Source organism: Citrobacter sp. wls717 (assembly GCF_005280955.1).
Classification (GTDB): Bacteria; Pseudomonadota; Gammaproteobacteria; order Enterobacterales; family Enterobacteriaceae; genus Citrobacter; species Citrobacter werkmanii.
In genome coordinates, this window is the sequence record NZ_SZWW01000031.1 from 228,661 (window position 1) to 246,392 (window position 17,732).

General features: G+C 53.0%; 17 protein-coding genes. 11 read left to right on the forward strand and 6 right to left on the reverse strand.

The window, feature by feature from the left end; translation table 11 throughout:
• The first annotated feature begins 16 nt into the window (after nucleotides 1-16).
• The 7 genes from ispD (at nucleotide 17) to rpoS (ending at nucleotide 5,916) form a co-directional block, all read left to right on the forward strand.
• On the forward strand, nucleotides 17-727 hold the full coding sequence (gene ispD, locus FDX09_RS15940) for a 2-C-methyl-D-erythritol 4-phosphate cytidylyltransferase (RefSeq protein WP_038633159.1): 711 nt from the start codon (nucleotides 17-19) through the stop codon (nucleotides 725-727).
• On the forward strand, nucleotides 727-1,206 hold the full coding sequence (gene ispF / locus FDX09_RS15945) for a 2-C-methyl-D-erythritol 2,4-cyclodiphosphate synthase (protein WP_003034167.1): 480 nt from the start codon (nucleotides 727-729) through the stop codon (nucleotides 1,204-1,206). Before ispD ends, ispF begins: the two co-directional genes overlap by 1 nt.
• Nucleotides 1,203-2,252 (forward strand): tRNA pseudouridine(13) synthase TruD, encoded by a 1,050-nt coding sequence (gene truD / locus FDX09_RS15950; protein WP_038633155.1) that lies wholly within the window; start codon nucleotides 1,203-1,205, stop codon nucleotides 2,250-2,252. Before ispF ends, truD begins: the two co-directional genes overlap by 4 nt.
• Nucleotides 2,233-2,994 carry a 5'/3'-nucleotidase SurE gene (gene surE / locus FDX09_RS15955; RefSeq protein ID WP_038633152.1) on the forward strand — a complete coding sequence of 254 codons (762 nt, stop codon included), beginning with the start codon at nucleotides 2,233-2,235 and terminating at the stop codon, nucleotides 2,992-2,994. Before truD ends, surE begins: the two co-directional genes overlap by 20 nt.
• A complete protein-coding gene (pcm, locus tag FDX09_RS15960) occupies nucleotides 2,988-3,614 on the forward strand; it encodes a protein-L-isoaspartate O-methyltransferase (protein WP_038633150.1) in 627 nt (208 codons plus the stop codon). Before surE ends, pcm begins: the two co-directional genes overlap by 7 nt.
• Before the next feature lie 164 nt (nucleotides 3,615-3,778).
• Nucleotides 3,779-4,861, forward strand: a complete 1,083-nt coding sequence (gene nlpD, locus FDX09_RS15965) for a murein hydrolase activator NlpD (RefSeq protein WP_249360012.1) — start codon at nucleotides 3,779-3,781, stop codon at nucleotides 4,859-4,861.
• A 62-nt stretch (nucleotides 4,862-4,923) separates the two neighbouring features.
• Nucleotides 4,924-5,916 (forward strand): RNA polymerase sigma factor RpoS, encoded by a 993-nt coding sequence (gene rpoS, locus FDX09_RS15970; RefSeq protein WP_000081498.1) that lies wholly within the window; start codon nucleotides 4,924-4,926, stop codon nucleotides 5,914-5,916.
• Nucleotides 5,917-6,060: 144 nt separating this feature from the next.
• Here rpoS and FDX09_RS15975 read toward each other — a convergent pair whose 3' ends face one another.
• Nucleotides 6,061-6,465: a MarR family transcriptional regulator gene (locus tag FDX09_RS15975; RefSeq protein WP_038633140.1), complete on the reverse strand. Its 405-nt coding sequence runs from the start codon at nucleotides 6,463-6,465 to the stop codon at nucleotides 6,061-6,063.
• A gap of 158 nt (nucleotides 6,466-6,623) precedes the next feature.
• Between FDX09_RS15975 and FDX09_RS15980 the strand changes: the two genes are divergently transcribed.
• From FDX09_RS15980 to FDX09_RS15990, 3 genes are read left to right on the forward strand one after another with little or no spacing between them, the layout of a single operon-like run.
• Nucleotides 6,624-7,217, forward strand: a complete 594-nt coding sequence (locus FDX09_RS15980; protein WP_038633137.1) for a non-oxidative hydroxyarylic acid decarboxylases subunit B — start codon at nucleotides 6,624-6,626, stop codon at nucleotides 7,215-7,217.
• Nucleotides 7,217-8,644, forward strand: a complete 1,428-nt coding sequence (locus FDX09_RS15985) for a non-oxidative hydroxyarylic acid decarboxylases subunit C (protein WP_137347497.1) — start codon at nucleotides 7,217-7,219, stop codon at nucleotides 8,642-8,644. The genes FDX09_RS15980 and FDX09_RS15985 overlap by 1 nt, the downstream gene beginning before the upstream one ends.
• Nucleotides 8,645-8,654: 10 nt before the next feature.
• Nucleotides 8,655-8,891 (forward strand): non-oxidative hydroxyarylic acid decarboxylases subunit D, encoded by a 237-nt coding sequence (locus FDX09_RS15990; protein ID WP_038633131.1) that lies wholly within the window; start codon nucleotides 8,655-8,657, stop codon nucleotides 8,889-8,891.
• Between the two features lie 45 nt (nucleotides 8,892-8,936).
• On the opposite strand, the gene mutS is transcribed toward FDX09_RS15990, so the two are convergent.
• The 3 genes from mutS to FDX09_RS16005 all read right to left on the reverse strand — a co-directional run bounded on the left by mutS (nucleotide 8,937) and on the right by FDX09_RS16005 (nucleotide 13,036).
• Complete coding sequence (mutS, locus tag FDX09_RS15995; RefSeq protein WP_137347498.1) at nucleotides 8,937-11,498, reverse strand: DNA mismatch repair protein MutS; 2,562 nt, start codon at nucleotides 11,496-11,498, stop codon at nucleotides 8,937-8,939.
• Between the two features lie 240 nt (nucleotides 11,499-11,738).
• Nucleotides 11,739-12,251 (reverse strand): hypothetical protein, encoded by a 513-nt coding sequence (locus FDX09_RS16000; RefSeq protein WP_137347499.1) that lies wholly within the window; start codon nucleotides 12,249-12,251, stop codon nucleotides 11,739-11,741.
• A complete protein-coding gene (locus tag FDX09_RS16005; protein ID WP_137347500.1) occupies nucleotides 12,251-13,036 on the reverse strand; it encodes a winged helix-turn-helix domain-containing protein in 786 nt (261 codons plus the stop codon). The genes FDX09_RS16000 and FDX09_RS16005 overlap by 1 nt, the downstream gene beginning before the upstream one ends.
• 495 nt (nucleotides 13,037-13,531) lie before the next feature.
• On the opposite strand from FDX09_RS16005, the gene FDX09_RS16010 reads away from it, so the two are divergent.
• Nucleotides 13,532-14,089, forward strand: a complete 558-nt coding sequence (locus tag FDX09_RS16010) for a helix-turn-helix domain-containing protein (protein WP_223229541.1) — start codon at nucleotides 13,532-13,534, stop codon at nucleotides 14,087-14,089.
• Between the two features lie 41 nt (nucleotides 14,090-14,130).
• Here the strand turns inward: FDX09_RS16010 and FDX09_RS16015 are convergent, their stop codons facing one another.
• Both FDX09_RS16015 and FDX09_RS16020 read right to left on the reverse strand, forming a co-directional pair.
• Nucleotides 14,131-15,504, reverse strand: a complete 1,374-nt coding sequence (locus FDX09_RS16015) for an HlyD family type I secretion periplasmic adaptor subunit (RefSeq protein WP_137347501.1) — start codon at nucleotides 15,502-15,504, stop codon at nucleotides 14,131-14,133.
• Nucleotides 15,491-17,683: a type I secretion system permease/ATPase gene (locus tag FDX09_RS16020; protein ID WP_249360013.1), complete on the reverse strand. Its 2,193-nt coding sequence runs from the start codon at nucleotides 17,681-17,683 to the stop codon at nucleotides 15,491-15,493. Before FDX09_RS16020 ends, FDX09_RS16015 begins: the two co-directional genes overlap by 14 nt.
• Nucleotides 17,684-17,732 lie beyond the last annotated feature (49 nt).

The window sequence follows — 17,732 nt, forward strand, 5'->3', positions numbered from 1 at the left end:
CGTCCAGGGATCTAACATGGCAGCCACTTTATTGGACGTTTGCGCCGTGGTGCCGGCTGCCGGATTTGGCCGCCGAATGCAAACAGAGTGTCCTAAGCAGTACCTCTCAATTGGCAATAAAACCATTCTTGAACACTCGGTTGATGCGCTACTGGCCCATCCCCGGGTGACGCGAGTCGTCATCGCTATCAGCCCAGGCGACAGCCGCTTTGCCCAACTTCCACTTGCCGCGCATCCGCAAATTACCGTAGTGGATGGTGGCAACGAACGTGCCGATTCTGTCCTTGCCGGTTTGCAAGCCGCAGGAGATGCGCGTTGGGTGCTGGTGCATGACGCCGCGCGTCCGTGTCTGCATCAGGATGACTTAGCACGTTTGCTGGCAATCAGTGAAACCAGCCGCACTGGCGGGATCCTGGCGGCACCCGTACGCGATACGATGAAACGCGCTGAACCGGGCCGCACAGACATTGCCCATACGGTCGATCGTACCGATTTATGGCATGCGTTAACGCCGCAGTTTTTCCCTCGCGAGCTGTTGCACGACTGCCTGACCCGTGCGCTCAACGAAGGCGCAACCATTACGGACGAAGCTTCGGCGCTGGAATATTGCGGCTTTCATCCGCAACTGGTCGAAGGACGCGCTGACAACATCAAAGTCACCCGCCCGGAAGACCTGGCGCTGGCGGAGTTTTATCTCTCCCGAACAATCCATTTGGAGAATGCATAATGCGAATCGGACACGGTTTTGACGTACACGCTTTTGGCGGCGTTGGCCCAATTATCATTGGCGGCGTGCGCATCCCGTATGAAAAAGGACTGCTGGCGCATTCTGATGGTGATGTGGCGTTACATGCGCTAACCGATGCCTTGCTGGGCGCGGCGGCGCTGGGTGACATCGGTAAACTCTTCCCGGATACCGACCCGGCCTTTAAAGGTGCAGATAGCCGCGAATTATTGCGTGAAGCCTGGCGGCGTATTCAGGCGAAAGGCTATACGCTTGGTAATGTGGATGTGACGATTATTGCTCAGGCGCCGAAGATGCTGCCGCACATTCCGCAAATGCGCGTATTTATTGCCGAAGATCTTGGCTGCCATATGGATGATGTTAACGTGAAAGCGACCACCACGGAAAAACTCGGTTTCACCGGGCGTGGGGAAGGGATTGCCTGTGAAGCGGTGGCGTTACTCATTAAGGCAACGAAATGACTGCGTTTGAGAATCTGACATATCTTCATGGTAAACCACTGGGCCATGGCGTCCTGAAAGCCAATCCGGAAGACTTTGTCGTCGTCGAAGATCTAGGCTTCGAACCGGATGGCGAAGGCGAGCACATTTTGGTGCGCATCCTGAAAAACGGCTGCAATACCCGTTTTGTCGCTGACGCGCTGGCGAAGTTCCTGAAAATTCACGCCCGTGAAGTGAGCTTTGCCGGGCAAAAAGATAAGCATGCGGTCACGGAACAGTGGCTGTGCGCGCGCGTGCCGGGCAATGTAATGCCTGATTTAAGCAAATTTGAGCTCGAAGGTTGTAAAGTGCTGGAGTACGCGCGCCACAAGCGTAAGCTGCGTTTAGGGGCGCTGAAAGGCAACGAATTTACGCTGGTGTTGCGTGAAGTGAGCGAGCGAAATGATGTTGAAGCGCGATTACAGGCGATTAGCGAGCGCGGCGTACCGAACTATTTTGGCGCTCAGCGTTTTGGGATCGGCGGCAGCAACCTGCAAGGGGCGCTGCGCTGGGCGCAAAGCGATGCGCCGGTGCGCGATCGCAATAAACGCAGTTTTTGGTTGTCGGCGGCCCGTAGCGCGTTGTTTAATCAGATCGTCAGTGAACGCTTGAAAAAAACAGACTTTAATCAAGTTGTTGACGGCGATGCGCTACAATTGTCGGGACGCGGAAGCTGGTTTGTCGCCACGCAGGAAGAACAGACTGAATTACAGCGTCGCGTCGATGACAAAGAATTGATGATTACAGCGGCATTACCGGGTAGCGGTGAGTGGGGAACTCAGCGCGACGCGCTGGTGTTTGAAGAAAGCGCTGTTGCGGATGAAACCGTGCTGCAGTCTCTGCTATTGCGCGAGAAAGTCGAGGCATCGCGACGCGCTATGTTGCTGTATCCACAACAATTAAGCTGGAACTGGTGGGATGACGTAACCGTTGAGTTACGCTTCTGGCTACCGGCAGGTAGCTTCGCCACCAGTGTAGTAAGGGAACTTATTAACACAATGGGTGATTATGCGTATATTGCTGAGTAACGATGATGGGGTCCATGCACCCGGTATACAAACGCTGGCGAAAGCGCTGCGTGAGTTTGCTGACGTACAGGTGGTTGCCCCGGATCGTAACCGCAGTGGCGCGTCTAACTCGCTGACGCTGGAATCTTCACTTCGCACGTTTACCTATGATAACGGCGATATCGCCGTACAAATGGGTACGCCCACCGACTGCGTCTATCTGGGCGTGAACGCGTTAATGCGTCCGCGTCCGGACATTGTCGTTTCTGGTATTAACGCAGGTCCTAATCTCGGGGATGATGTCATCTATTCCGGTACCGTTGCGGCGGCAATGGAAGGTCGTCACCTTGGGTTCCCTGCGCTGGCTGTCTCGCTTGATGGCCATAAGCACTACGATACTGCTGCGGCAGTGACCTGTCGTATCTTACGGGCGCTGAGTCGTGAACCGCTGCGCACCGGGCGTATTTTAAATATCAACGTTCCGGATCTACCGCTGGATCAGATTAAAGGCATCCGCGTCACCCGCTGCGGCAGCCGCCATCCGGCGGATCAGGTTATTCCACAGCAGGATCCGCGCGGAAATACGTTGTACTGGATTGGGCCGCCGGGGGAAAAATGCGACGCCGGGCCGGATACCGATTTTGCCGCCGTCGATGAAGGCTATGTTTCCATCACGCCGCTGCATGTCGATTTAACCGCCTACGGCGCGCATGAGGTGGTTTCGAGCTGGTTGGACAGCGTGGGAGTCGACACGCAATGGTAAGCAGACGCGTACATACTCTTCTTGAACAATTACGTGCGCAGGGCATCCGAGATGAGCATGTCCTGGATGCACTCGCCGCCGTGCCGCGTGAGAAATTCATTGATGAGGCGTTTGAACATAAGGCCTGGGACAATATTGCCTTGCCGATTGGTCAAGGGCAGACGATTTCGCAGCCTTATATGGTTGCACGCATGACTGAGCTGCTTGAGCTAACGCCGCAATCGCGGGTGCTGGAAATTGGCACTGGCTCCGGCTACCAGACGGCGATTCTGGCGCATCTGGTGCAGCATGTATGCTCCGTTGAGCGTATTAAAGGCCTGCAATGGCAGGCGCGTCGTCGCCTGAAACAGCTGGATTTACACAATGTTTCTACCCGTCACGGTGATGGATGGCAGGGCTGGCAAGCGCGAGCCCCGTTTGACGCTATCATTGTAACGGCAGCACCGCCGGAGATCCCAACTGCGCTGATGATGCAGCTGGATGAAGGCGGTATTCTCGTCTTACCCGTGGGCGATGAGCACCAGTTCCTGAAGCGGGTGCGTCGTCGGGGAGGCGAATTTATTATTGATACCGTGGAGGCCGTACGTTTTGTTCCCTTAGTAAAAGGGGAGCTTGCGTAGACACTGGCTCTGAATACCTGGAGTTTTCCTGGATATTCTGGAATTAGTCAGCGTATCGTGTCGATGCTTTTGCACGGTGATTACGTTACGGGTTTTAACCAAATTTTCCTGGGGGATAAATGAGCGCGGGAAGCCACAAATTTACCATTCGCCGTATTGCGGCATTGTCACTGGTTTCATTATGGCTGGCAGGTTGTTCAAACACCTCGAATCCACCAGCGCCGGTCAGCTCGGTTGACGGCGGTGCATCCACGAACACCAGTTCCGGCATGCTGATTACGCCTCCGCCAAAAATGAGCTCGACGTCGACAGTACAACAGACGCCACAGATCCAACCGGTGCAGACTCCGACTACGCAACCAACGCAAATTCAACCTGTTGCAGAACAGCCTGTACAGATGGAAAACGGTCGTATCGTGTACAACCGTAAGTATGGGAATATTCCGAAAGGTAGCTACACGGGCGGCAGCACCTATACTGTCAAGAAAGGCGACACGCTTTTCTATATTGCCTGGATTACCGGGAACGATTTCCGTGACCTCGCACAGCGCAATAACGTTCCGGCCCCGTATAGCCTGAATGTCGGCCAAACTCTGCAAGTGGGTAACGCCTCGGGTACACCGATTACCGGTGGGAATGCCATCACCCAGGCGGATGCAGCACAGCAAGGAGTTGTGACCAACCCTGCACAAAATTCCACCGTTGCTGTTGCTTCGAAACCAACAATTACGTATTCTGAGGATTCAGGTGAACAAAGTGCTAACAAAATGTTGCCGAACAACAAGCCTGCTGGGACAGTTGTCACAGCGCCAGTAACGGCTCCAGCAGTTAGCACAACCGAAACAACTGCAAGCTCAACGTCGACCAGCGCGCCAATCTCTACCTGGCGCTGGCCAACTGACGGCAAAGTGATCGAAAACTTTGCGGCTACCGAAGGTGGCAATAAAGGGATCGACATTGCAGGCAGCAAAGGACAGGCTATTGTCGCGACCGCAGATGGACGCGTCGTTTATGCCGGTAACGCGCTGCGTGGTTACGGTAATCTTATTATCATCAAACATAACGATGATTACCTGAGCGCCTACGCCCATAACGATACAATGCTGGTCCGGGAACAACAAGAAATCAAGGCGGGGCAGAAAATAGCTACCATGGGTAGTACCGGAACCAGTTCAACACGCTTGCATTTTGAAATTCGTTACAAGGGGAAATCCGTAAACCCGCTGCGTTACTTGCCGCAGCGATAATTCGGCGGAACCAGGCTTTCACTTGCTAGTTCCGTTAGGGATCACGGGTAGGAGCCACCTTTATGAGTCAGAATACGCTGAAAGTTCATGATTTAAATGAAGATGCGGAATTTGATGAGAACGGAGTAGAGGCTTTTGATGAGAAAGCCTTGAGTGAAGAGGAACCCAGTGATAACGACCTGGCTGAAGAAGAGCTGTTATCGCAGGGGGCCACACAGCGTGTGTTGGACGCGACTCAGCTTTACCTTGGTGAGATTGGTTATTCACCACTGTTAACAGCCGAAGAAGAAGTTTATTTTGCGCGTCGCGCACTGCGTGGAGATGTCGCCTCTCGCCGCCGCATGATTGAAAGTAACCTGCGTCTGGTGGTGAAAATTGCTCGCCGTTATGGCAATCGCGGTCTGGCATTGCTGGACCTGATTGAAGAGGGCAATTTGGGGCTTATCCGTGCCGTCGAGAAGTTTGACCCGGAACGCGGGTTCCGCTTCTCAACATACGCAACGTGGTGGATCCGTCAGACGATCGAACGGGCTATTATGAACCAAACCCGTACGATCCGACTGCCGATTCATATTGTAAAAGAGCTGAACGTCTATCTGCGTACCGCGCGTGAGTTGTCGCATAAACTGGACCACGAACCGAGCGCAGAAGAGATTGCTGAACAACTGGATAAACCGGTTGATGACGTCAGCCGTATGCTCCGACTCAACGAGCGCATTACCTCGGTAGACACCCCGCTGGGTGGCGATTCCGAAAAAGCGTTGCTGGACATCCTGGCCGATGAAAAAGAAAACGGCCCGGAAGACACCACGCAAGACGATGATATGAAACAGAGCATCGTCAAATGGCTGTTCGAACTGAACGCCAAACAGCGTGAAGTGCTGGCACGTCGTTTCGGTCTGCTGGGGTATGAAGCTGCGACACTGGAAGATGTGGGCCGCGAAATCGGTCTCACGCGTGAACGTGTTCGTCAGATTCAGGTTGAAGGCCTGCGTCGTCTGCGCGAAATTCTGCAGACTCAGGGGCTGAATATCGAAGCGCTGTTCCGCGAGTAAGCACAAGTTCCATCAAGAAAGGCCAGTCTCATCGAGACTGGCCTTTTTCTTTAGCGCTACCGCTTATTGGTCGGCACATATTGTCCGATGGCGCTTTGCTTATCGGGCCTACAAAGACATCACCCAAAACCGCCATCCGAACGATTATCCCATCATCTTACGCACCAGTTGAGTAAACTGTTTGCGCTCTTCCTCGCTCAGTCTGCCCAGAAACTCATCATCCACGCGATCTCCTACCGGGGTTGCGCTGGCCAATAATGCTTCTCCTTGCGCAGTCAAATAAACAAACCGCCGACGCTTATCCGCAGGGTCGTGATCCCGCCTGACCAGCCCACGCTTTTCCATCCGGCTCAGCATTTCCGCAAGTGTGGCTTTAGTGCAGACCGCTGCCTCCATCAGGGCGACCTGTTCAATGCCGGGCTGTTCGGCAATGGCGCGCATCACCGCGTACTGCGGTTTGGTTAGCTCTGGTAACTCATGTTGCCAGCGAGCCGTATGCTGCTGAAAAAGCTGACGTAAAAGATGAAATGCTTTATTGCGTAACGGCATGAGAGCTCCGGGATATCGGTCAGTCTCTATCATAGCGGGTTACGCCTCCTTTTTTAACCATCGCTGTTTTAGCTATCCGTGCGCGGTGGCCTTGCCCACAATGAATTGTGGGAGTATTTTAATCAAAACGTTCGTACACGAACAAGTTGAGGGGTTGAATGAGACTGATCGTAGGAATGACGGGGGCTACCGGCGCACCGCTCGGCGTGTCGCTACTACAGGCGCTGCGGGAAATGCCAGGGGTGGAAACCCATCTGGTGCTGTCGAAATGGGCAAAAACGACCATTGAGCTGGAAACGCCGTACAGCGTCCGTGATGTATCCGCACTGGCAGACTATTGCCACAACCCCGCGGACCAGGCCGCGACCATCTCGTCCGGATCGTTTCGTACTGACGGCATGATCATTATCCCCTGCAGCATGAAAACGCTGGCCGGTATTCGCGCAGGTTACGCGGAAGGGCTGGTGGGGCGCGCCGCAGACGTGGTGCTGAAAGAAGGGCGCAAACTGGTGCTGGTGCCGCGTGAAATGCCGCTCAGCACCATCCATCTGGAAAACATGCTCGCGCTTTCCCGCATGGGCGTGGCGATGGTCCCGCCAATGCCCGCGTTTTACAACCATCCGCAAACGGTCGATGACATCACCCAGCACATTGTCGCGCGCGTGCTCGACCAGTTTGGGCTTGAACACCCTAACGCCCGTCGTTGGCAGGGATTACGACAGGCGCAGAATTTTGCACAGGAGAACGAATAATGGCATTTGATGATTTGCGCAGCTTTTTGCAGGCGCTGGACGACCAGGGACAACTGCTGAAAATCAGTGAGGAAGTTAACGCCGAGCCGGATCTGGCGGCGGCGGCCAACGCGACCGGGCGTATTGGTGATGGCGCGCCTGCGCTGTGGTTTGACAATATTCGCGGTTTTACCGATGCCCGCGTGGCGATGAACACCATCGGTTCATGGCAGAATCACGCCATCTCTTTAGGTCTGCCACCAAATACCCCGGTGAAAAAACAGATTGATGAGTTTATCCGTCGCTGGGATAAATTTCCGGTTGCCCCGGAACGTCGTGCGAACCCGGCATGGGCTGAAAATACCGTCGACGGCGAAGACATTAATCTTTTCGACATTCTGCCGCTGTTTCGCCTGAACGATGGCGACGGCGGTTTCTACCTGGATAAAGCCTGCGTGGTGTCGCGCGATCCGCTGGATCGGGACAACTTCGGCAAACAGAACGTCGGCATCTACCGCATGGAAGTGAAGGGCAAACGTAAGCTCGGTCTGCAACCGGTGCCAATGCATGATATCGCGCTGCACCTGCATAAAGCGGAAGAGCGCGGTGAAGATTTGCCGATTGCCATCACGCTGGGTAATGATCCCATCATCACTTTGATGGGCGCCACGCCGCTGAAATACGATCAGTCTGAATACGAGATGGCGGGAGCGCTGCGTGAAAGCCCGTACCCGATCGCTACCGCGCCGCTTACCGGTTTTGACGTGCCGTGGGGCTCTGAAGTGATCCTCGAAGGGGTCATTAAAAGCCGTAAACGCGAAATCGAAGGTCCATTTGGCGAGTTTACCGGCCACTATTCCGGTGGACGCAATATGACCGTGGTGCGTATCGATAAAGTCTCTTATCGCAGCAAACCGATTTTTGAATCACTCTATCTCGGTATGCCGTGGACCGAAATCGACTACCTGATGGGCCCGGCGACCTGCGTACCGCTTTATCAACAATTGAAAGCCGAATTCCCGGAAGTGCAGGCGGTGAACGCCATGTACACCCACGGACTGCTGGCGATTATTTCCACCAAAAAACGCTACGGCGGCTTTGCCCGCGCGGTGGGACTGCGTGCTATGACCACGCCGCACGGCCTGGGTTACGTGAAGATGGTGATTATGGTTGATGAAGACGTTGACCCGTTCAACCTGCCGCAGGTGATGTGGGCGCTCTCCTCGAAGGTCAATCCGGCGGGCGATCTGGTGCAACTGCCGAATATGTCGGTGCTGGAACTTGATCCCGGTTCCAGTCCGGCGGGGATTACCGACAAGCTCATCATCGATGCCACGACACCGGTTGCACCGGATAACCGAGGTCATTACAGCCAACCGGTATGTGATTTACCGGAAACAAAAGCCTGGGCTGAAAAGCTGACCGCCATGCTGGCCAACCGTAAATAAGGAGTAGCAGATGATTTGTCCACGTTGTGCCGATGAACATATTGAAGTGATGGCGAACTCGCCGGTAAAAGGTGTCTGGACCGTATATCAGTGCCAGCATTGTCTGTACACCTGGCGTAATACCGAGCCGCTACGCCGTACCAGCCGCGAGCATTATCCGCAAGCGTTTCGCATGACGCAGAAAGATATCGACGATGCGCCAATGGTGCCAAGTATCCCGCCGCTGCTGGCGGAAGATAAGCGTTAATCAAAAAATGCCGGGTGCGGCGAAGCCATACCCGGCACAACGGCGTTACACCAGACTTTTTAACCGATAGATCCATTCCAGCGCCTGGCGAGGCGTGAGTGAATCCGGGTCGAGATTTTCCAGCGCTTCAACGGCGGGAGATGTTTCTTCCGCAACCGAAAGCAGCGACATCTGTGTACCATCGACCTGGGTTGCGGCAACATTCGGCGCGATGCTTTCCAGTTCGCGCAGTTTTTGCCGCGCACGTTTTATGACCTCTTTCGGCACACCTGCCAGGGCTGCTACCGCCAGGCCATAGCTCTTGCTCGCCGCGCCATCCTGTACGCTGTGCATAAAGGCGATGGTATCGCCATGCTCTAACGCGTCCAGATGTACATTCGCGACGCCTTCCATCTTCTCCGGTAACTGAGTCAGTTCGAAGTAGTGGGTGGCGAACAATGTTAATGCTTTGATTTTATTCGCCAGATTTTCTGCGCACGCCCATGCCAGCGACAGACCGTCGTAGGTTGAAGTGCCGCGTCCAATCTCATCCATCAGCACCAGGCTGTTTTCGGTAGCGTTATGCAGAATGTTGGCGGTTTCGGTCATCTCAACCATGAAGGTGGAACGACCTGATGCCAGATCATCCGCCGCGCCAACGCGGGTAAAAATACGGTCGATAGGCCCAATCTCGACTTTTTGTGCCGGGACATAGCTGCCGATATACGCCAGCAGCGCAATCAATGCGGTCTGGCGCATATAGGTACTTTTCCCCCCCATGTTCGGCCCGGTGATGATCAGCATCCGGCGCTGTGGGGAAAGGTTGAGCGGGTTGGCGATAAACGGCTCTGTCAGCACCTGCTCCACCACCGGGTGACGGCCCTCGGTAATGCGAATGCCGGGTTTATCGGTGAAGATCGGACAGGTGTAATTCAACGTATAAGCACGTTCTGCGAGGTTGACCAGGACGTCCAGCTCCGCCAGCGCGCTGGCGCTCTGTTGTAAATCAGCCAGATGCGGCAGCAGCATATCGAACAGCTCGTCGTATAGCTGTTTTTCCAGTGCCAGCGCCTTACCTTTGGAAGTCAGAACTTTGTCTTCATACTCTTTCAGTTCTGGAATAATGTAGCGTTCAGCGTTTTTCAACGTCTGGCGACGCACGTAATTAATTGGCGCCAGATGGCTCTGTCCACGACTGATCTGAATGTAGTATCCGTGAACGGCGTTGAATCCGACTTTCAGCGTATCAAGACCCGTGCGTTCGCGCTCGCGGATCTCCAGTCTGTCGAGATAGTCGGTTGCGCCATCGGCCAGCGCTCGCCACTCGTCCAGCTCTTCGTTATAGCCAGACGCGATGACGCCGCCGTCGCGTACCAGCACCGGTGGAGCTTCCACGACGGCGCGTTCCAGCAGTTCACGCAGCTCCGCAAACTCCCCCATTTTCTCACGCAGCATCTGCACCGGGGCGCTGTCTACGTTTTCCAGTTGCGCGCGTAGTTCAGGGAGTTGCTGGAAAGCGTGGCGCATGCGGGCCAGATCGCGCGGGCGCGCGGTACGCAGAGCGAGACGCGCCAGAATGCGTTCCAGATCGCCCACCTGACGCAGCACGGGTTGCAATTCGCTGGTGATATCCTGTAGCGCGCCGATTGTTTGTTGGCGTTCAGTGAGGATTTTGGTGTCACGGACCGGCATATGCAGCCAGCGCTTGAGCATACGGCTGCCCATCGGTGTTACGGTGCAGTCGAGTACCGAAGCCAATGTGTTTTCAACGCCGCCAGCCAGGTTCTGGGTGATCTCCAGATTGCGGCGGGTGGCGGCATCCATAATGATGCTGTCATGCTGACGCTCCATGGTGATGGAACGAATATGCGGCAGTGAGGTACGCTGGGTATCTTTCACATATTGCAGCAGACAGCCCGCAGCGCATAATCCGCGCGGGGCGTTCTCAACGCCAAAGCCAATCAGGTCTCGTGTGCCAAACTGCAGATTTAACTGCTGACGGGCAGTATCAATTTCAAATTCCCACAGCGGACGACGGCGCAGGCCGCGACGTCCTTCAATCAGTGAGGTTTCTGCAAAATCTTCGGCATACAGCAGTTCAGCCGGGTTAGTTCGCTGCAGTTCGGCGGCCATGGTCTCGCGGTCGGCAGGCTCGCTAACGCGAAAACGCCCGGAGCTGATGTCCAGCGTGGCATAGCCGTAGCCTTTGCTGTCCTGCCAGACGGCGGCCAGCAGGTTGTCCTGGCGCTCCTGTAACAGCGCTTCATCACTGATGGTGCCGGGCGTAACGATGCGCACAACTTTACGCTCCACCGGTCCTTTGCTGGTGGCCGGATCGCCAATCTGTTCGCAAATAGCGACGGATTCTCCTTGATTGACCAGCTTGGCAAGGTAGTTTTCTACCGCATGGTGGGGAATACCCGCCATTGGGATGGGCTCGCCTGCGGATGCGCCGCGCTTAGTCAGGGAGATATCAAGCAGCTGAGACGCGCGTTTCGCATCGTCATAAAACAGTTCATAAAAGTCGCCCATGCGGTAAAACAGCAGTATTTCCGGGTGCTGAGCTTTCAGCTTGAGATACTGCTGCATCATTGGGGTGTGGGCGTCGAGATTATCGATTGTACTCATGGAGTTGTGTCCAGTTCCCTGATTTTCAATGGATTGCGATATTCTTGTTTTCGTTGTTATCACATAAGAGGCACATGATAACGGAGATATGCTTTTCAGGGAAAGCGGGGAAGGATGACTTCTCGATCCAGATTCCGCTCCGGGGCGACTCAGACGATGACAATGTATTCTGGAGAGGGGAGAACCATAAATTCATCCTCTGGCATTCCCTCGTAGGTTGAGCCTCCAGAAAGCTTATAATTATTCATTTTGCGGCAACGCATAATTCTGGCAGTACAGGTAAGGGATCCCTTCTTTGGTAATCAGATACGTCTTGCTATTTAGCGCAAAATAATCGACGTTGGATACGCTGGTATTGGTCAGGAAAAAGTCGGGGAGCAGTTCCTGAATAAGGCTGGCGGGGGCCGTTTCGCGATTGGATATTTGTATTTTCTGTGAAATCCAGACCGGGCTTGAGCCGTAGCTGGATTGTGTGAACAGGACCATGCGTTGCACAGTTTGCTCATTGCTTCTGGCATCTTTAATAATGCCATCAACATTCACAATGCCTTTACTCCCGCCAATTTTAATATCAATAATCCCACGAAATGAGCTTGTATTACGTACTATCTCGATGGCTGAACGACAGGTCAGATTATGAAGTTCACCTGTGTTTTTACTGAACCGATAGACGGCAGTAACCATGAGCGCAGCAAAACAGATCAGCAGGATTACACCTGTCCGGATGCGGGACGTTCGGGGATATAAATTCATTAGCTATCATACCGGGGGTAATATACCGACTGACAGGCGTTGTCTTGCCTGGCTTTTATCGGTGAGCGACATACAAGCACGGACAATTTCTTTGACTCAGGATAGGTCGTAATATAAATGAATTTATTGCTCTGACACAATCCCGGATTGTTGTTGATAAACGCCGTATGCCGGGAGAAATTACTGGCATCATTGTTAAAGTAATACTGACAGTCAGTGGGCGTTTTGCTGACCGTGATATAGTTGGAAAAATAATCATCGCTGGCCTGCCATGGGTATAATATAAGCGCGCAAATTATAAGAGTCAGCGTCACCATGATTATTTCTGCGGTGGTGAACAAAGATTGACGCGGTGTCCCGGGTAACAGATCTTCTATAACGGTATCCGGGGCCACGGACTCTTCACCTGAAGAAGAGATCCCCTCTGGCGTCTCAATCGTCTGAATGTCAAACGATTCCTGGATAATCAACCCCTTGCGAGGGATGGTTGTGATTAGCGGTTGCTCCAGATCCAGCTGTAGCAAACTTTTACGCAGGGAGAGAATGCTTTGATAAAAGGCATTGAAACTAACCTGACGATGGTTTTTACCCCAGCCAAACTCCAGTAGTTCGTTTTGTGAAACCACCTGGCCGCGATGCTGAATAAGTAATAAAAGACATAATGACGCTGAGTGTTTGAGTTTTATCTGCTGATTGGGTTGAGCTACTCGCGCCAGACATTGTGTGGCTGGCGTAAATATTATTTTATTTTCAATCAGATAACTGACATTGCCAGTCTCAGACATAGTAGTCTCTACTCTTGATAATGCGCCAGGTGGCTGGTAAGCCATGATACCACTTAGCCCATAATAGCTACCAGCATGGCCCCGATCCTACAACGAAAATCGCGAAGTGTTTCAAATTAGTATCATAATATAACAACAATGATAACTTTTTTAATAAAAATAAACCATATATAAATCAATGGATTGTGTCTTTTTGGCTACCTTGCAAAGAAGAGAAAGATGAAATAATGGCGGCAAAGATGATTGCCATTAATTCTTTATGGACAGCGCAATATACTGCCTGACGCCACCACGCGAAAACAGCATGTGTCTGAACGCGCCCACGGCACCAGGGAATGCCGGTGGCAGATGTAGAAGAGGGATAAATGTCAGCTTTCTTGAGGGCTGACATTTATTTTTGATGCTAAGTGAATTTTGATAAAGCCATAATTTGCGGTAGAGAGTCCCATGTTCCAGAAAGAAATTGAAAATGCTGTAGTACTTGTGGGTGATGAAATGAAGAAGTCAGATAATGCCTGGCTGTCGTTACGCAAAAAACGTCAGCGTATTGATCTGAAGGTTGATGGAAATATCTTGTTTCTGGAGAAAGGGACCGTCTCTGTTTATCGTGTGGAAAATGATCTGGTAACCGTGAGTATTTCTGCTCCGGCCATACTCGGTTTGCCGCAAATGCGCACTGAAGTCGCCGGACACTATTTACGTTGCGATACCGATTGTGAAATGTGGGCAATGAGCGTGCAGAACGCCGATCATTTGTTTACCGCTAAAAACTTATGGAAGCAGGCGTTTGATATCTTAACGCATCACCTGCAACGCTATTTCCAGCGTGAAGCGTTGCAGTCGCATCGCACCATTCGTGAGCAGATTATTGAACACGTAAAATATATTTGGTCGATGGAACCTGAGGTGCGTGAGAAAACGTCCGTGTATACCTTTATTTTGACCCGTAATCATATCTCCCGCAGCGCCATCCACAAGGTTTTACAGGAACTGGTTAATGACGGGAAAATCACGTTAAACCGGGGAAAACTTTCCTTCTGTACTCCGTTATAAATTTATGCGCTCCCTGACATGAAAAAAGGGAGCGCAGACGCTTAACGTTCTCTGAGTGCCTCCGCGCGAGCGCGAATAATCGGTTTTAACAGATAGCTGAGAATCGTTTTCCTGCCAGTGAGAATATCGACACTTGCTACCATGCCTGGGATTATCAGCATCGGATGCTCTTTCGTTCCCAGGTAGTTTTTGTCCGTTTGCAGGCGAACAATGTAAAAGCTTCGCCCCTGTTTATCGGTGACGGTGTCCGGACTTATCTGCACCACCTCGCCCTGCAGACCGCCATAGATGGTGTAATCGTAGGCCGTAAATTTCACCATTGCATGCTGACCCGGATGGAGAAAGGCAATATCGCGCGGCTGTATTTTGGCTTCGATTAACAGCTTGTCATCCAACGGAACGATTTCTACCAGATCGCTGCCAGGCTGGATGACGCCGCCGATGGTATTCACCATCACCTGCTGGACGATACCGCGCACCGGTGAAGTGACCATGGTACGATTCACCCGGTCTTCCAGCGCTTTTACGCTGGCCTGGGTTTTGCTCAGGTTGGTACGGGCCTCGTTGAGTTGAGCCAGCGCATCGCTCTGGAAGCGGCCTCGACTCTCGCCGATTTTATTCTCAATCTCTTTAATTTCTGACGCGGCTTTGGGCAGCGACAAACTAACAGAGTTGAGCTGCCCGGCGGTTTCCACTTCGGTACGACGCAGGCGCAGTAATTCCACTTTCGAAATGGCGCCCGAGGCGAGCAGCGGCTCGGACATTTTGATTTCCTGGCGTATTAACCCGAGGCTGTGCTTAAACTGCTCTTCTTTCGATTCAAAGTCGCGCAACTCCTGTTTTTTCTGCACCAACTGTTCTTCAAGTCCGGATATTTCGTTGTGAAACTGCTCCCGGCGGCTGTTGTACAGTTCAGTTTCTCCCCGCGCGACATCCGGCGCTTTGCTGGCAATCTCTGGGGAAATAACAAAGTCCCGGTTTTCAACTTCCGCCGTCAGGCGCTCAACTTTTGCCCGCAGGCCGAGTTTATCCGCTTCTGTTTCGCCGACGTTAGAGGCAAAGCGCGTATCATCCAGATGCAGCAACGGCGTTCCAGGGTTAACAATTTGCCCTTCGTGCACATACAGTTCGGTGACGATCCCACCTTCCAGGTTCTGGATTTTTTGCAGTTTGGATGACGGGATCGCTTTACCTTCCCCGCGGGTGACTTCATCGATTTTCGCAAAGCCAGCCCACACGAAAGACAACACCACCAGCGCGAGGATCGTCCACAGCGTCAGTCGAATCACTCTCGGGGAGTCATCAATAATGGCCTGGCTGACTTCATTGATACTGTCAGTTTGATTTTCATCACGGCCATGAAAATAGTGCTGCATAGCGCGGCGGGCACGAGCCAGGAAATCAGCGAGATGCATTAATCTGCCCCTTTTTCAACGCATCCATCACCACCGCTTTCGGGCCGTCCGCGATGATGCGTCCTTTATCGACAATAATCAGGCGGTCAACCAGCGACAGCATGGAAGCGCGGTGCGTAACCAGTAATAACGTTTTGCCCGCGATGCAGGGGACCAGCGCGTGTTTGATCTTCTCCTCGCTGGTGTTGTCCATCGAGCTGGTGGGTTCATCCAGTAACAGAAGAGGCGGATCCAGCAAAAGCGCGCGTGCCAGCGCTACCGCCTGCCGCTGTCCACCGGAAAGTCGGGAGCCGCGCTCGCCAACCTGCAGGTTATAGCCGTCAGGATGCAAGCGCGCAAAATCGTTGACGCCGGCCAGTTCTGCTGCCCGCAGCATGGTTTCGTCATCGATATAACGCGCCCCGCACAGCAAATTGTCGCGTAGCGTGCCATTGAACAACTGGATATCCTGCGGCACGTAGCCGATGCTGTGGCGCAGATCGTTCACATCCAACTGACGAGAATCGATACCGTCGATCAGAATATTTCCGGCGCTGGGTTGGTACAGATTGACCAGCAGTTTGCTGAGCGAACTTTTACCGGAACCACTGCGTCCGATGATGCCGATTCGTTCCCCGGGCTGAATGGTCAGATTAATTTTTTGCAGCGACAGGTTCTGTTGTTCCGGGTAGCTGAAATCGACATCGCGAAATTCTATGCTGCCCTGTAGCTGCTCACGTTTGAGCGGATTTTCATCCGCGCGACGCTCCTGCGCCAGCGACATCATTTTCTCGGTATTTTTGATGGTGAGCTTCGCCTGCTGATAACGGGCGATAAGGCCGGTTAACTGACCCAGCGGCATTAATGCCCGGCCGTTGAGCATGTAGCAGGCGATAAGTCCACCCATACTCAGTTTGCCGCCGATAATCATGTACACCCCGACGATAATCATCACCACCCCGGAGATTTGCTGGAACCAGCCGGTCAGATTACTCGCCAGGCTGGACAACGTTTTCACCCGTAGCTCGAGGCGACTCAGGCTGCCCAGCGTTTGTTCCCACTGAAACTGGCGTTCGCTCTGGGCATTGTTCACTTTGATGGCATCCAGGCTGCTCAGGGTTTCAATCAGTAATGCCTGGCGTTCGCTGGCGAGACTCATGGTTTTAGTGACTGCCGCGTTGACCGGTTTTTGTAACGCCCAACTGCACAACAAAGCAATCGGCAGCGTCAGGAGCGGGATCCAGGCCAGCGCACCGCCGATAATCCCGATAACGATCAGCAGCAGCAGGGTGAAGGGCAGATCGATAATCGTCGTCAGCGTAAGTGATGAGAGGAAATCACGCAGCGACTGAAACTCGTGAATATTCTGCGCAAAGCTGCCCACCCGCGCCGGACGTTCTTTCATCTCCATGCCGATAATGCGCTCAAACAGCGTTGAGGAGATGATGAGATCGCTTTTTTTGCCCGCAATATCAAGGCAGATACCGCGCAGCATTTTCAATATCAGATCAAAAATAAAAGCCAGGCAGATACCGACCGCCAATACCCACAGCGTGACCGTTGCCTGGTTAGGTACGACCCGGTCATAGACGTTCATGGTGAAGAGCGGCGTGCCGAGCGCAATCAGGTTGATCAGCAGGCTGGCCAGCACCGCATCCATATACAGGAAACGTGACAGCTTCAGGGTGTCTTTAAACCAGGATTTGGTACGTGGCAGAAAAGCTTCCGCCTGCAAATCGAATTCGTGGCGCGGATGAGCAAAAATCACTTTACCGGCATAGCTTTGTTCAAGCGTGGCGACATCGACGCAAATCTCTCCACCTTCGCTTTCGCTGGGCATAAAGCGGGCGCTGCCGTCGTCGTTCCATGCCAGTAATACTCCGGTTCCGCCACAACGCAGTAACAGGACTGCAGGCAGAGACATGGCCGGAATTTTATCGAGTGCGCGCGTGACAATCCGCGCCTTTAAACCGGCCCTTGCCGCCGCGCGTGGAAATATATTCAGCGTGAGCCGATCGTTTTCTAATGGCAACCCACTGCTTAATGTTGAACGGCTCGCCGGTTTATCGTGCAACGCACACAGAATGAGTAAGCTATCTAATAGCGGATCGTCATTATAACTGCGGGGGTCGTGATGTTGAGAATTAGGAGAAGCATAATTCCCGGATACTTCATTCAATAATTCAGCTTGTGCACTCATTTTCGCAACCATTTCTGACCGTGCACGTTAAAATAATAGCAAGCTAATT

What these genes read in the sequence shown, in the direction of transcription:
- FDX09_RS16010 (WP_223229541.1), top strand. Translation starts at nt 13,532, where the DNA reads ATGAAGAAGTCAGATAATGCCTGGCTGTCGTTACGCAAAAAACGTCAG.
- FDX09_RS15990 (WP_038633131.1), top strand. Translation starts at nt 8,655, where the DNA reads ATGATTTGTCCACGTTGTGCCGATGAACATATTGAAGTGATGGCGAAC.
- FDX09_RS16000 (WP_137347499.1), bottom strand. Translation starts at nt 12,251, where the DNA reads ATGAATTTATATCCCCGAACGTCCCGCATCCGGACAGGTGTAATCCTG.
- truD (WP_038633155.1), top strand. Translation starts at nt 1,203, where the DNA reads ATGACTGCGTTTGAGAATCTGACATATCTTCATGGTAAACCACTGGGC.
- surE (WP_038633152.1), top strand. Translation starts at nt 2,233, where the DNA reads ATGCGTATATTGCTGAGTAACGATGATGGGGTCCATGCACCCGGTATA.
- pcm (WP_038633150.1), top strand. Translation starts at nt 2,988, where the DNA reads ATGGTAAGCAGACGCGTACATACTCTTCTTGAACAATTACGTGCGCAG.
- FDX09_RS15975 (WP_038633140.1), bottom strand. Translation starts at nt 6,465, where the DNA reads ATGCCGTTACGCAATAAAGCATTTCATCTTTTACGTCAGCTTTTTCAG.
- FDX09_RS16020 (WP_249360013.1), bottom strand. Translation starts at nt 17,683, where the DNA reads ATGAGTGCACAAGCTGAATTATTGAATGAAGTATCCGGGAATTATGCT.
- FDX09_RS15985 (WP_137347497.1), top strand. Translation starts at nt 7,217, where the DNA reads ATGGCATTTGATGATTTGCGCAGCTTTTTGCAGGCGCTGGACGACCAG.
- FDX09_RS16015 (WP_137347501.1), bottom strand. Translation starts at nt 15,504, where the DNA reads ATGCATCTCGCTGATTTCCTGGCTCGTGCCCGCCGCGCTATGCAGCAC.
- FDX09_RS15980 (WP_038633137.1), top strand. Translation starts at nt 6,624, where the DNA reads ATGAGACTGATCGTAGGAATGACGGGGGCTACCGGCGCACCGCTCGGC.
- mutS (WP_137347498.1), bottom strand. Translation starts at nt 11,498, where the DNA reads ATGAGTACAATCGATAATCTCGACGCCCACACCCCAATGATGCAGCAG.
- FDX09_RS16005 (WP_137347500.1), bottom strand. Translation starts at nt 13,036, where the DNA reads ATGTCTGAGACTGGCAATGTCAGTTATCTGATTGAAAATAAAATAATA.
- ispD (WP_038633159.1), top strand. Translation starts at nt 17, where the DNA reads ATGGCAGCCACTTTATTGGACGTTTGCGCCGTGGTGCCGGCTGCCGGA.
- rpoS (WP_000081498.1), top strand. Translation starts at nt 4,924, where the DNA reads ATGAGTCAGAATACGCTGAAAGTTCATGATTTAAATGAAGATGCGGAA.
- ispF (WP_003034167.1), top strand. Translation starts at nt 727, where the DNA reads ATGCGAATCGGACACGGTTTTGACGTACACGCTTTTGGCGGCGTTGGC.